The organism is Guyparkeria sp. (genome assembly GCF_046540515.1).
Classification (GTDB): Bacteria; Pseudomonadota; Gammaproteobacteria; order Halothiobacillales; family Halothiobacillaceae; genus Guyparkeria.
Genome location: NZ_JBKHFB010000047.1, coordinates 1 through 13710, shown reverse-complemented (window position 1 = coordinate 13710; position 13710 = coordinate 1). Strand labels below are relative to the sequence as shown.

Sequence of the window (13710 nt, the reverse complement as noted above, 5' to 3'; positions counted from 1 at the left end):
AGGCCACGCGCCGCGGCGATACGCATCGCTACTCGCAGTCCAAGGGCATTCCGCGCCTGCGCCGGGCGATCGCCAACTGGTATCGCACACGCTTCGACGTGGAGATCGATCCCGAATCCGAGGCGATCGTCACCATCGGCTCCAAGGAAGGGCTCGGACACCTGGCGATGGCGACCATGTCGGCCGGGGACACGGTGCTGGTGCCCAACCCGGCCTATCCGATTCACCCCTACGGGTCGGTGATCGCGGACGCCGACATCCGTCACGTGCGCCTGACGCCGGGCGTGGACTTCTTCGAGGAGCTCATGCGGGCGATCAAGGAGACCTGGCCCAAGCCGAAGATGCTGATCCTCAACTTCCCGGCGAACCCGACCACGCAGTGCGTGGACCTGGAGTTCTTCGAGAAGGTGGTCGAGATCTGCCGCGAGGCGGGCATCTGGGTGGTGCACGATCTCGCCTACGCCGACATCGTCTTCGACGGCTACAAGGCGCCGTCGATCATGCAGGTGCCGGGCGCGAAGGACGTGGCCGTGGAGTTCTTCACCCTGTCGAAGAGCTACAACATGCCCGGCTGGCGCGTCGGCTTCATGGTGGGCAACCCGACGCTGGTCAACGCGCTGGCGCGGATCAAGTCGTACTTCGATTACGGCACCTTCACGCCGATCCAGGTGGCCTCGATCCTCGCGCTCGAGGGCGACCAGACCTGCGTGGACGAGATCTGCGACATGTACCGCCGTCGCCGTGACGTGCTCTGTGAGGGCCTGAACGCCGCCGGCTGGCCGGTCGAGCCGCCCAAGGCGACCATGTTCGTCTGGGCCAAGATCCCCGAGGCCTTCGCCCACCTGGGCTCGCTGGAGTTCACCAAGCTCCTGCTGGCCGAGGCCAAGGTCGCCGTCTCGCCGGGCATCGGTTTTGGCGACTACGGCGACGATCACGTGCGTTTCTCCCTGATCGAGAACGAACACCGCACCCGGCAGGCCATCCGTGGCATCAAGGCGATGTTCCGTGCCCACGGAGTGCCCGTGCCGTCGGAGGGAGGACAATGAGCGACATGCAGACGAATCAACACGAACAATTGCCGCCGGTGCGCGTCGGTCTGCTCGGCCTGGGCACCGTCGGTGGCGGCGTGGTCAACGTGCTGCTGCGCAACGCCGAGGAGATCGCCCGCCGCGCCGGTCGTCGCATCGAGGTGCTGCACGCCTCGGCGCGCAACCTCGATGCCCCGCGCATCTGCCCGCTCGAGGGCATCCTGCTGACCACCGACCCGATGGAAGTGGTGGAAAACCCGGACGTGGACGTGGTGGTCGAGCTGATCGGCGGCATGAAGCCCGCCGGTGACCTGATGCGCCGTGCCCTCGAGCTGGGCAAGCCGGTGGTCACCGCCAACAAGGCGCTGGTCGCCCACGAGGGGATGGAGCTGTTCGAGCTCGCCCAGAAGCACCACACGATGGTCGCCTTCGAGGCGGCGGTGGCCGGGGGCATCCCGATCATCAAGGCGATCCGCGAGGGCCTGGCGGGCAACCGCATCGAGTGGCTGGCCGGCATCATCAACGGCACCGGCAACTACATCCTCACCGCCATGCGCGACGAGGGACGGGCGTTCGCCGAGGTGCTGGCCGAGGCCCAGTACCTGGGCTATGCCGAGGCCGATCCCACCTTCGATGTCGAGGGCATCGACGCGGCGCACAAGCTGACGATCCTCGCCGCGATCGCCTTCGGCATGCCGCTGAAGTTCGACGAGGTCTACACCGAAGGCATCTCGGGCATCGAGACCGACGACGTGCGCTACGCCGGGGAGTTCGGCTACCAGGTCAAGCATCTGGGCATCGCGCGCCAGCGCGACGACGGCGTCGAGTTGCGGGTGCACCCGACGCTGATTCCCGAGAGCCGTCTGCTGGCGAACGTCGATGGCGTGAAGAACGCGATCCTGGTCTGGGGCGATTCGGTCGGCCCGACCATGTACTACGGCGCCGGCGCCGGTGCCGAGCCCACCGCCTCGGCCGTGGTCGCCGATCTCGTCGACGTGGTGCGCACGCTTACCGCCGATCCGACCCATCGCGTGCCGCATCTGGCCGTGGTGCCGGACCAGATCAGCGACATGCCGGTGGTGCCGATGGAATCCATCGCCACGGCCTACTACCTGCGCTTTGCCGTCGAGGACAAGCGCGGCGTGCTGGCGCGCATCGCGCAGATCCTCGCCGACCACGAGGTCTCCATCGAGGCGATGATGCAGAAGGAGATGACCGAGGACGAGCGCACGCTGCCGATCGTCATGCTCACCCACCAGGTGCGCGAGAAGGACATGGACGATGCGCTCGCCGAGATCGAGGCGCTCGATACCGTCCGCGCCCCGGTGGTGCGCATGCGCGTGGAGTCGCTCGACGGTTGACCGATTTTCCTCGGCCCGGCACGCGCATGGAGGCGCTGGCATCCCTGCCAGCGCCTTTTGACCGTCTGGCCTTCGTCGATATCGAGACCACCGGCACCCGCCCCACGCGCGATCGGATCACCGAGATCGCCGTCATCCCCGTCGACCGGGGCGTGGTCGGCGAACCGTTCCAGAACCTGGTCGACCCGGGCGTGCCGATCCCGCCGACCATCACCCGGTTGACCGGCATCAGCGACGCCATGGTGGCGGGCGCGCCGGTGTTCGCCCGCCTGGTCGACGATCTGCTCGGCCTGCTGGATGGCCGCCTGCTGGTCGCCCACAACGCCCGCTTCGATGCCGGGTTCCTGCGCAACGCCTTGCGCGAGGCGGGGCAGGTGACCGCTCTGCGCGAGCTGTGCACGGTCAAGCTGTCGAGATTGCTCGATCGTGGCGAGCGGCGCCACAACCTCGACAGCCTGATCGGTCGTCACGGGCTGCCGGTGGGCGATCGCCACCGGGCGATGGGCGACTGCCAGGCCCTGCCGGCGCTGATGGCGCGCTTCGTCGAGCGCGACGGCGTCGAGGTGGTTCTGGATGCCCTCGGCCGGCAGATCCGCCGGGCCAGCACCCCGCCCAATCTCGACCCAGCCCGCCTCGACGAGGTGCCCGCCGTCCCGGGCGTCTACCGCTTCTTCGGCGAGGAGGGGGCGCTTCTGTACGTGGGCAAGAGCGTCAACCTGCGCTCGCGCGTGCGTTCGCACTTCGCGGACGATCACCGCAACGACCGCGAGATGCGCATCGCCCAGCAGACGCATGACATCGACTGGATCGAGACGGCCGGCGAGATCGGCGCGCTGCTCACCGAGGCCCGGCTGGTCAAGCGCGAGCAGCCGATCTTCAACCGCCGCCTGCGGGCCCGGCGTGGCCTGCTGGCCTGGTACTGGGACGACGAGGCGGGCGCGCCGCCGACGCTGGTGCAACTCGATGCACTCGACCCGGCCGAGCTCGGCCGGGCGCATGGCGTGTTCCGCTCACGGATGAAGGCCAACGAGCGCTTGAGGGAGCTTGCCAAGGAATACCGCCTCTGTCCGCAATACCTGGGGCTGGAGAAGGGCGGAGGGCGCGCCTGCTTTGCCCACCAGATCGGCCAGTGCGGCGGGCTGTGCGCCGGGCGGGAGCCCGAGATCGCCCACCGGCTGCGCCTGAAACAGGCCCTCGGGCCGCTGGCCTTCGAGGCCTGGCCCTACGCCGGTGCGGTGGCGATTCGTGAAGAGCGGGACGGGCTGGAGGAACGTCACCTGTTTCGTCACTGGCGCTACCTCGGCACGGCCCGCTCCGAGGCGGAAACGGCCGAGCTGCTCGCCGGCGGCGACGATCACCCGCTGGACATCGACATGTACCGGCTGGCGGTGGATGCCATTCGTGGCGGGGCGGTGGTCGAACCGCTGGAGTGAGGGGTCTCTCGTGAGTTGGGCTTGGGCCCAACGTCGGCCATTCGGGACGGCTTTCCGGTCGCGAGCGTTACGGGGACACACGATGAGGCGGGACACGCGCCTTCGGCGCGTTTCGCTTGCAGGGCAAGCTCCCACCGGGCAGCGCCTCCCGCCCGACCCGCGTGCCCTACGGTGGGAGCGCGTCTTGCGCGCGAAGGCGCCGTCAGACGCCGTCCCCGTATCGGTCATGCGCCGAGCTGGCCGCGCCCCGCCAAACGTGCTCGCACACGGCCTCGGTTTGAGGAAGGGCTATCCCAGCCGTTCGGCGATTTGCGGCCCGAACGGCGTGTCGCACTTCAAGCGCACGCAGTGGCGTGCCTCGTCAGGGCCGAGTGGCTCGAGCTTCTGCAACTGCTGCTGCAGGATCTGCTCGTCGGCCTCCGAGATGTCGTCGCCCTTGTCGCGGCGTTCGCGCAGGTACTCGAGCAGCTGCTCGTTGTCGCATTCGATGAACAGGATGGTGTAGGGCACGCCGATCTCGTCGGCCAGCGTCTCGAACTGCTGGCGCCGGGCGCGCCCGAGGAAGGTGGCGTCGATGGCCATCGGCCAGCCGTGTGCCGCCCCCAGCCGGGCTATCTCGGCGAGTCGGTCGTAGGTGCGGTCGCTGGCCATCTGGGTGTAGCGCTCGGCCGGGTCGGTGAACATCCGCTGGCGTTCGGCGTCCGAGCGCACCCGGATCGCGCCGCGCGCCAGAACCAGCTCGCGGCTGGCCAGCGACTTGCCGCTGCCGCTCACGCCCATGGTGATGAACAGCTCGCCGCGGGCCGGGGTGAAGAACGCGTTGGCAAGATCGGTGTACTCGCGGAAGTCGGCCCAGGCCGCTTCGCGTTCCTCGTCGGGCATGCCGTCGCGCAGTCCGAGCAGGGCGATCTTGGCGCGTACCGCGGCCCGGTAGCCCTGGTAGAAGCGCAGGGTCGGCAGTGCCTCGTAGTCGCCGCTGATCTCGAGATAGCGGTTGAGCAGCTGACGGGCCGGCCCGATCAGCTTGCGCTTGTGCAGGTCCATCAGCGCGAAGGCGAGATCGTTGGCCGTGTCGGTCCAGCGGAAGTCGTCGTTGAACTCGATGCCGTCGAAGATGGTCACAGCCCCGTCCTGCAGGGCCATGTTGGCCAGGTGCATGTCGCCGTGGCACTCGCGGATGTGGCCCTCGCGCTTGCGTTGCGCGATGGCCGGGCGGATGGCCTCGAAGGCCGCCCGTGACAGGCGTTCCATCTCGGCGAGTCGTTCGCGGTCGGCATCGGTCTCCAGCAGCGGCGCGATCTGATCGAGGTTCTGCTGCATCGGTGCCCAGACGGTCTCGGGTTCGCCGAAATGCGTTTCGGCGGCGGCCACCTCGGCCTTGGCGTGGAAGGCGGCGATCTGGTCGGCGATCTGGTCGACCAGATCCTCGTCGAGTCCGATGCGCCGCGCGAGGTGATCGAGCCGGTCGGCCTGGTCGAAGCGGCGCATGCGGATGACGAACTCCTCGGCGCCGTCGTCCGCCTCGATCAGCTTGCCGTCGGCGTCCAGGCCCAGCACCTTGTCGTAGAGCTCGGGGGCCAGGCGCGCGTTGAGGCGCAGCTCCTCCTCGCAGAAGTGGCGACGGCGATCGAGGCTGGAGAAATCGAGAAAGCCGAAGTTCATCGGCTTTTTCACCTTGTAGGCCCAGGGGCCGGTCAGGAACACGTGCGAGATGTGGGTCTGCAGGTGCTCGAGGGAGGAGTCGCTCTCGGCGAGATTCTCCTTGAACCGTTCGATCAGTCGCTCTTGCGGGTGCTCGGCCATGGGCGCTCCTGGTTGGGTCGAATCGGGAAGGTGGCCCGGGCGACGCGCGAGTGGTGAGCCGCCGTCTCGGCGGTCACTCGCCCGTCTACCGGGCTGATAGACTGGCGTTCCGACCGCTTCAAACCGCGGTCGGATTCGATATCAAAAGTGTAACAGCGTGGGTTGAACGTGGCATCCAGCAAGGGCAGCGGCAACAAGGGGGCCAAGGGAACGGGGCGAGGCGCCAAGACGCTCGCTGCCCGCAGGCGGCGATCAGGGGGCGGAAAGGGCGCCGCCGGACGCAAGGCCGGCCAGGGCCGCCAGCCTCGCCAGGGTGGTCAACAACGCCGCCGCAGCGGATCGCCGCGCCGCGGCTGGCGGGCCCGTCTGTTCGGCTGGTTCCTGCGTGGCGTGCTGCTCGCCGCGGCGATCGGCCTGCCCCTGCTGGCCGGCTGGGCCTGGTACCTCAACGAGCGGGTTACCGATCGTTTCGAGGGCGCGCTGTTCACCATGCCGGCGACCATCTACGCCGCGCCCGACGAGATCTACGTCGGCCAATCGATGACCATCGACGATCTGACCGCCGCGTTGAAGCGACTCAATTACGTCGCCGCCGATTCCCTCGAAGAAACCGGAACGTTTCACCGGCGCGGCAACCGGGTCTCGTTCCACCGTCGAGCGTTCGATTTCCCGGACGGCGAGCAACCGTCGCGTCGGGTCGACGTGCGTATCGTCGGCGGCCAGGTGACCGAGCTCGACGACCCGGACGGCGAATCGCTCGGCATCGTGCGTCTGGAGCCGCGCTCGATCGGCACGCTCTACCCCAACAGGGCCGAGGATCGGGTGCTGCTCGCGATCGACGAGGTCAAGGAGGAGGCGCCCCTGCTGCTCGATACCCTGCTGGCCGTCGAGGACCGCGCCTTCCACGAGCACCATGGCGTGGTGCCCACGGCGATCCTGCGCGCCCTTGTCACCAACCTGATCTCCGGCGACCGGGTGCAGGGCGGCAGCACCATCACCCAGCAACTGGCCAAGAACCTCTTTCTCACCCACGAGCGCACCTATCGGCGCAAGTTCGCCGAGATGATCATGTCGCTGGAGATGGAGTGGCACTACCCCAAGGACAAGATCCTCGAGGCCTACCTCAACGAGGTCTATCTGGGGCAGGATGGCGGCCGGGCGATCCACGGCTTCGGTCTGGCCTCGAGCTTCTATTTCGGCCGTCCGATCGACGAGCTCGAGCCCGAACAGATCGCGTTGCTGGTGGGGATGGTCAAGGGGGCGAACTACTACAATCCGCGTCGCAACCCCGAGCGGGCGCTGGCACGACGCAATGTCGTCATCGACGTGATGATCGACCTTGGGCTGGTCGATCAGACCACCGGCGCCGAATGGCAGGGACGGCCGCTGGGCGTGCTCGACGCGGCCGGGTCGCGGGCACGGCATCCGGCGTTCGTCGACCTGGTGCGTCGCCAGCTGACCGAGCAGTACGACTCGGACGACCTCAAGACGCGCGGCCTGAAGATCTTCACCACCCTGCGCCCCCGGGTGCAGGAGGCGCTGGAGGAGAGCACGGGCCGTCTCGACGATGTCGAAGCCGATCGAGGTCTCGAGCAGGGCGTGCTCCAGACCGCCGGGGTGATCGCGTCGGTCAGTACCGGCGAGATCGAGGCGATGATCGGCGGGCGGGAAACGCAGCACGAGGGATACGACCGGGCCCTGGATGCCCGTCGTCAGGTCGGTTCGCTGATCAAGCCGGCGGTCTACCTGACGGCCTTGTCGCGGCCGTCCGAGTACAACCTGATCACCCAGCTCACCGACGAGCCGATTTCGGTGGAACAAGCCGGTTCGGAGGATTGGAAGCCGAAGAACTACAGTGGCGAGTTTCATGGCCCGACGCCGCTCATCGAGGCACTGGCCCATTCGCGCAACATACCCACCGTGCAACTCGGGCTGGATGTCGGGCTGGAGCCGGTCGCCGATACCATCGAGCGACTGGGCGGGTCGCGGCCGTCAACGCTCTACCCGTCGATGCTCCTGGGCGCCATGGGGATGACGCCACTGGAGGTCGCGCAGATGTACCAGACACTCTCGGCGGACGGATTCATGACACCGCTGCGCGCCATCCGCAGCGTGGTCGACCGGGACGGCGAGCCGTTGTCGAGGTATTCGCTCGACGTCCGTCGCGCTGCCGAGCGTGAACCGCTCTACCTGCTGCAATACGGGCTGCAGACGGTGGTGGCCGAAGGTACCTCGACGCGCCTGAACCAGATGATTTCGCCGTCGGTGGGCGTGGCGGGCAAGACCGGCACCACCAACGACGGCCGCGATGCCTGGTTCGCCGGTTTCACCGGCAACCGCGTCGGCGTGATCTGGGTGGGGCGCGATGACGATGGCTCGGCCAACCTGACCGGGTCGTCGTCGGCGCTGCCGCTTTGGGGCGAGGCATTCGCGCGGCTCGACAACCAGCCGCGCGACATGACTCCGCCGCGGGGCGTGCGTTTCGCCAAGGTCGATTCCGAGCGTCGGTTCGTCGTGCCGGAACGCTGCAGCGGCGAATCCCTGCCGTTCATCGCCTCGCATCTGCCCGAGCGCGCCGGGAACTGTGAAGGGGAGTCAGGCGACGACGAGGGGGGCGGTGGCATCTGGGACTGGTTGCGTTGAGCGATTGTCACGGTCGTTGCGACGATTCCCGCCTCCCGCCGTCGGCGGTCGACGGGTTACGATGAGTGCGAATTCCGAGACATTTCAGGTACCGAGTAATGGACAGCAACAAGCCGATCAGCCGCTTCCTTTTTCGAGGTCTTTCCCTTCGCCTTGCGGTTTTCCTGTCGGGCGGGTTTCTCGTCACCGCCTGCGCGCCGATGACGCCGCCCCCCGATTCGAGCGAACCTGAGAAAAAGGAGGCGCCGAAGGAGGAGCCCAGGCCCGAGGTGCGCTCCACCCCGCTGGAGAGTCCGGATCTCGACGAAGAGGAGTTGCCCAGCGAGCAGGACGAGGAGGCAGAGGAGTCGGGTACTTCGCCCGCCGTCATGGCCCTCGTGCGCCAGGCCGACGAACGCCGGAAATCGGGTGATCTCGCCGGCGCCCAATCGACGCTGGAGCGCGCCGTCCAGATCGAGTCCGACAACGCGCGCCTGTGGCTCGATCTGGCCCAGCTTCGCCTGGCGCAGGATCAGCCCGAGCAGGCCGAACAGCTGGCGCTGCGCGCCGTCGAGCATGCCCGTGACAACCAAACGCTCTCGGCTGCATGGCAACTGGTGGCCAAGGCCCGGCGTGCCCAGGGTGACGAGGAGGGTGCCCGCGAGGCCGAGGAACGGGCCGGCAACGAGTCGGCCCGTCTTGTCGGGGGTGTCCGGGCGGCATGACCGTAGCGCGCCGCGGGAGTCACCTGGGACTCGAGGACGTTTTCGGTCCAGAAGGGCGGCTGGCCGGGACATTCGACGGCTACCAGCCGCGCGCGGGTCAGCGGCGCATGGCCGAGCTGATCCGCGATGCGATCAACGACCAGCACACCCTGGTGCTGGAGGCCGGCACCGGCGTGGGCAAGACCTTCGGCTATCTCGCGCCGGTGCTGCTCTCGGGCAAGCGCGCCCTGATCTCCACCGGCACCAAGCACCTGCAGGACCAGCTGTTCGACCGCGACCTGCCGCGCCTGCGCGAGTTGCTGGGTGTCGAGGCCAAGGTGGCGCTGCTCAAGGGGCGGGCCAACTACCTGTGCAAGTATCGCCTCGAGCTGGCCGGCGAGCAGGCGCGCCTGCCACGGCCTGACGATGCCCGGGCGCTCGGTCGCATCCGCGACTGGGCCACCCGCACCGTCGATGGCGATCGGGCCGACTGCCCCGGGGTGGGCGACGACCACGAGATCTGGCCGCTGGTCACCTCGACCAACGACAACTGCCTGGGGCGGGAATGCCCGCTCTATGACGAGTGCTTCGTGGTCAAGGCGCGCGAGCGCGCGCAGAAGGCCGATATCGTGGTGATCAACCATCACCTGTTCTGCGCCGATCTGGCCCTGCGCCAGACCGGCTTTGCCGAGCTGCTGCCCGAGACCGACGTTGTGGTGCTCGACGAGGCCCACCAGGTGCCCGAGATCGCTTCGATGTTCTTCGGCGAGGCGATCGGCTCGCGCCAGTTGCGCGACCTGGCCGCCGACACCCGTGCCGAGCAGAAGCACGAGGCGCGCGACCAGCCGGGGCTGGCCGAGGCAGCCGATACCCTCAAGGCATCGACCGACCCGGTGCTCGAGGCATTGGCGAGAAACGAGGCCGAGCGCCTCCCCTGGGCCGATCTGGCCGACCAGGCCGGTGTCACCGCGGCCCTCGACCAATTGGGCGAGGCCCTCGACGGGCTGGTGCGGGAACTGGAGATCGCCGCCCCGCGCGGCAAGGGGCTGCAGGCCCTGCTAGGCCGGGCGCAGGGATTGCACGATGAACTTGCCGCCTTTCGTGAAGGCAAGGGCGAGACCCAGGGTCACTCGGTGCGCTGGGTCGAGCGCCGCACCCGCTCGTTCACCCTGCACACCACGCCGATCAACGCCGCCGGGCAACTGAAATCGCACGTCGAGTCGTCGCCTCGCGCCTGGATCATGACCTCGGCGACGCTGGCGGCGGGCAAGGATTTTTCCCACTTCACCCGGCGCATGAACCTCGACGATGCCCGTTGCGAGCAGGTCGAGTCGCCGTTCGATTTCCCCAGCCAGGCCGTGCTCTACCTGCCGCCGAACCTGCCCGAGCCGGCCGGGCCGGGCGGGGCGCGCGAGCACACGCTCGCCTCGCTGCGGGCGGTCTACCCGTTGCTCAAGGCCAGCGGCGGACGGGCCTTCCTGCTGTTCACCTCCCACCGGGCCTTGAAGCTCGCCGCCGAGACCCTCGGCGAACACCTCACCGACCTGCCGCTGTTCGTGCAGGGCACCCAGGCCAAGTCCGCGTTGCTCGAGGCGTTTCGCGAGGCGGGCAACGGGGTGCTGCTCGGCACGCAGAGCTTCTGGGAAGGGGTGGACGTGCGCGGCGAGGCCCTGTCGCTGGTGATGATCGACCGCATTCCTTTCGCCGCGCCGGGTGACCCGGTGCGGGCGGCCCGCGAACAGCGCCTGAAGGACAAGGGGATGGTGCCCTTTGTGCACATGGCGCTGCCCGAGGCGATCATCACCTTGAAGCAGGGTGTCGGTCGTCTGATCCGGGACACGGCCGATACCGGCGTGATGGTGCTCTGTGACCCGAGGCTGCAGACCAAGGGCTACGGGCGCACCATCCTCGATGCCCTGCCGCCGATGCGGCGAACCCGCGACGGTCGCGTTGCGCGTGATCGGCTGACACGGCCGGCCGAATCCTGCCGGGGGAGCCCCGAGAACGTGATTTGATCCAACCTGATGGAGGTGGCGGCGAGAGATCGGTATATCAGTCTTTGTTTAACTGAGTGCGTTACTGCGTTGCGCGGCATGATCGGGGTTCATACCATCCGTCAACTTGTCCGAGCCAGGGAGGCGTAGTGGATTGGCACACGGTTACCGCGAAATCGCTCGCATGCGTACCATCAAGTCGTTCATCCTCGCGATGTCCCTGCTCGTCTCGCTGCTGTTCTTTGGTGGGGCCTACCTCATCGTCTCCGGCATCTTCAACCAGTCCGTTCAGCAGAGTGCGCTCAAGGACTCGGACCTGTTGGCGCGTTCGACCTTTGCCTCCATGTACCAGCTGATGAGCACGGGCTGGACGCGCGAGCAGCTCGAACGCTTCGTCGCGGCCAACCGCGAGGCGCTCGCCGGCAGCGGCTACGATCTGAACATCTTCCGCGGCCCGGTGGTCGCCGAGCAGTACGGCGAGATCGAGCAGGCGCCTATCGATGACACGGTCGCCGCCGTGTTCGACTCCGGCGAGACGGTCGAGCACGTCGAGGAACACGCGGTGCGCTACACCTTTCCGTTGCAGGCCGAGGCCAAGTGCCTGTCCTGCCATGCCACGGCCGAGAAGGGCGACGTGCTGGGCGTGATCGACGTCGAGCAGGACTTCTCGGCGGCAATCGCCGAGGCGCGCGAGAACTTCTTCTTCTGGCTGGTCCTGCTCGCCCCGCTGCCGGTCATCGGCGCGGGATTGATCACCCTCTTCGTCAATCGACGGATTTCCCGCTCGGTCGAACTGCTCGAGGAGAACGCCGCCAAGGTCCACCGCGTCGCCGACCTGCGCAATCTCTCGCTGGGCGATACCGATCTCGGTTTCGACGAGCTCAACCGGGTGTTCAAGAGCTTCGAGGATCTGGTGGGCAAGTTCCGCACGGTGGCGGTCGACCGCGACCTGCTCGAGTTCGAGATCAAGCTGCTGGAGAAGTTCATCATCACCTCCGAGGTGGTGCGTGACTGGCACGATTACATCTGCCGGCTGATGACCGACATCAACGAGGTGATCGAGACCTACACCCTGTTCTCGATCTTCAAGGTCGACGACGAGCTGTTCGACCTGGACGTGTTCTGGCGCTCGCCGCCGTCGGACGATAGCCGCAAGCTGCTCGAACGGGTGGTCCGCGAGCACATGGACAGTCACCCCAGCCTGAGCGATGCGGCGCTGGTCCACATCAACCATCACATCGCCGACCATGACGGGCCGCCGATCGAGCTCGTCGAATCGGACGTGCGGGTACAGGTGAAATCGCTACTGGTCGACGCGCCCAAGATCGGCGGCATCGTGGGGATCGGCGTGCAGGCCGAGACGGTCAACGACGAGACGCGTCTGCTGGTGATCGAGAGCGTGCTGTCGACGCTCCTGAACGTGGTCGGTTCGGTCAAGGCGATCTTCAAGTACACCCGCGACCTCGAGTATTACGCCACCCGTGATCCGCTCACCAACCTCTACAACCAGCGCGTGTTCTGGGAGCTGATCGGTTACGAGATCGAGCGTGCCGGGCGCCACGAGCAGAAATTCTCGCTGCTGCTGATCGATCTGGACAACTTCAAGCTGGTCAACGACAGCTACGGTCATGCCTTTGGCGACTCCTTCCTCAAGGCATTCGCCGATGCCATCGGCAAGGGCCTCAAGCGTGGCGACATCTTCGCGCGCTACGGAGGAGACGAGTTCGTGGTGGTGCTGCCGGAGACCGATCTCGAGCAGGCCTGCGTGTCCGCCAATCGGGTGCTCTCCGAGACCGACGGCATCGTCCTGACCGCCCCGGACGGCGAGGCGGTCTCCGCCTCGGCCTCGATCGGTATTGCCGTCTACCCCGATCACGCCCAGGAGCCCAAGGACCTGTTCCTGTTCGCCGACAACATGATGTACAAGGCCAAGGCCGAGGGTAAGGCGCGAGTGGCGGTGCCGAGCGACGAGGACGTGATGGACGTGTTCCGCTCGATCAGCGAGAAGGGGCTGACCATCCTGCGCGCGGTCGAGGAAAGGCGGATCATGCCGTACTTCCAGCCGATCCTGGCCACCGGGCCGGACCGCATCGAGGCCGTCGAGGTGCTCTCGCGCATCGATCTCGGCGATACCGTCATGGGCGCCTCGGAGTTCATCGAGATCGCCGAGAAGATGGGCGTGATCGACCGTATCGACTACATCATGATCGAGAAGGCGCTGGCCGAGGTGGCCGCCACCGGCTTTGACGGGCTCGTGTTCATCAACCTTTCGCCGCGCGCGCTGGTGCTTTCCGAGTTCATACCGACCGTGCGCCGGATCGTCGAGGCGGCCGGGGTGGAAAAGTCGCGGATCGTCTTCGAGCTGACCGAGCGCGACACGGTCAAGAACATCCAGGTGCTGGAGAAGTTCGTTCAGGAGTTGCGGCTGGAGGGCTTCAAGTTCGCCATCGACGACTTCGGTTCGGGCTTCTCCTCGTTCCATTACCTCAAGCACTTCCCGATCGATTTCCTCAAGATCGAGGGCGACTTCATCCTCAACCTGCTCGACGATCCGCGCGACCGCGCCTTCGTGCGCCTGATCGCCGAGCTTTCGCGCGAGCTCGAGATCCACACGGTCGCCGAGTTCGTCGAGAGCGATGAGGTGCTCGAGCAGGTGCGCGCGCTCGGCATCGATTACGCCCAGGGTTTCCTGATCGGCAGGCCCGCGCCGTCGCCCACCGAGTATTTGCCGGCGACCGTCGACTAGGCGGGGAGGGGCGAGGCGG

Annotated in this window: 8 protein-coding genes; 7 read left to right on the top strand and 1 reads right to left on the bottom strand. The window is 67.2% G+C overall.

What is annotated here, in order from left to right:
- The 3 genes from alaC to ACLFRM_RS06765 all read left to right on the top strand — a co-directional run.
- A partial coding sequence (alaC, locus tag ACLFRM_RS06775) for an alanine transaminase (protein ID WP_410754978.1) occupies positions 1-1046 on the top strand: 1046 nt, incomplete at its 5' end.
- A gap of 29 nt (positions 1047-1075) precedes the next feature.
- Complete coding sequence (locus tag ACLFRM_RS06770) at positions 1076-2389, top strand: homoserine dehydrogenase (protein WP_410754979.1); 1314 nt, start codon at positions 1076-1078, stop codon at positions 2387-2389.
- Positions 2386-3822 carry an exonuclease domain-containing protein gene (locus tag ACLFRM_RS06765; protein ID WP_410754977.1) on the top strand — a complete coding sequence of 479 codons (1437 nt, stop codon included), beginning with the start codon at positions 2386-2388 and terminating at the stop codon, positions 3820-3822. Before ACLFRM_RS06770 ends, ACLFRM_RS06765 begins: the two co-directional genes overlap by 4 nt.
- Positions 3823-4110: 288 nt before the next feature.
- Here ACLFRM_RS06765 and ACLFRM_RS06760 read toward each other — a convergent pair whose 3' ends face one another.
- Positions 4111-5625 carry an AAA family ATPase gene (locus ACLFRM_RS06760; protein WP_410754976.1) on the bottom strand — a complete coding sequence of 505 codons (1515 nt, stop codon included), beginning with the start codon at positions 5623-5625 and terminating at the stop codon, positions 4111-4113.
- Positions 5626-5793: 168 nt separating this feature from the next.
- Here ACLFRM_RS06760 and mrcB point away from each other — a divergent pair, with 168 nt between their 5' ends.
- The 4 genes from mrcB (at position 5794) to ACLFRM_RS06740 (ending at position 13691) form a co-directional block, all read left to right on the top strand.
- Complete coding sequence (gene mrcB, locus ACLFRM_RS06755; protein WP_410754975.1) at positions 5794-8268, top strand: penicillin-binding protein 1B; 2475 nt, start codon at positions 5794-5796, stop codon at positions 8266-8268.
- 98 nt (positions 8269-8366) lie between these two features.
- Positions 8367-8972 (top strand): tetratricopeptide repeat protein, encoded by a 606-nt coding sequence (locus ACLFRM_RS06750; protein ID WP_410754974.1) that lies wholly within the window; start codon positions 8367-8369, stop codon positions 8970-8972.
- Entirely contained in the window at positions 8969-10966 is a 1998-nt protein-coding gene (locus ACLFRM_RS06745; RefSeq protein ID WP_410754972.1) for an ATP-dependent DNA helicase, read from the top strand. Before ACLFRM_RS06750 ends, ACLFRM_RS06745 begins: the two co-directional genes overlap by 4 nt.
- Before the next feature lie 163 nt (positions 10967-11129).
- Positions 11130-13691 carry a putative bifunctional diguanylate cyclase/phosphodiesterase gene (locus ACLFRM_RS06740; RefSeq protein ID WP_410754970.1) on the top strand — a complete coding sequence of 854 codons (2562 nt, stop codon included), beginning with the start codon at positions 11130-11132 and terminating at the stop codon, positions 13689-13691.
- Positions 13692-13710: the final 19 nt, after the last annotated feature.

Bases quoted from the DNA above. Each gene is read 5' to 3' on its own strand.
- ACLFRM_RS06745 (WP_410754972.1), top strand. From the start codon at position 8,969: ATGACCGTAGCGCGCCGCGGGAGTCACCTGGGACTCGAGGACGTTTTC.
- ACLFRM_RS06760 (WP_410754976.1), bottom strand. From the start codon at position 5,625: ATGGCCGAGCACCCGCAAGAGCGACTGATCGAACGGTTCAAGGAGAAT.
- ACLFRM_RS06740 (WP_410754970.1), top strand. From the start codon at position 11,130: ATGCGTACCATCAAGTCGTTCATCCTCGCGATGTCCCTGCTCGTCTCG.
- ACLFRM_RS06750 (WP_410754974.1), top strand. From the start codon at position 8,367: ATGGACAGCAACAAGCCGATCAGCCGCTTCCTTTTTCGAGGTCTTTCC.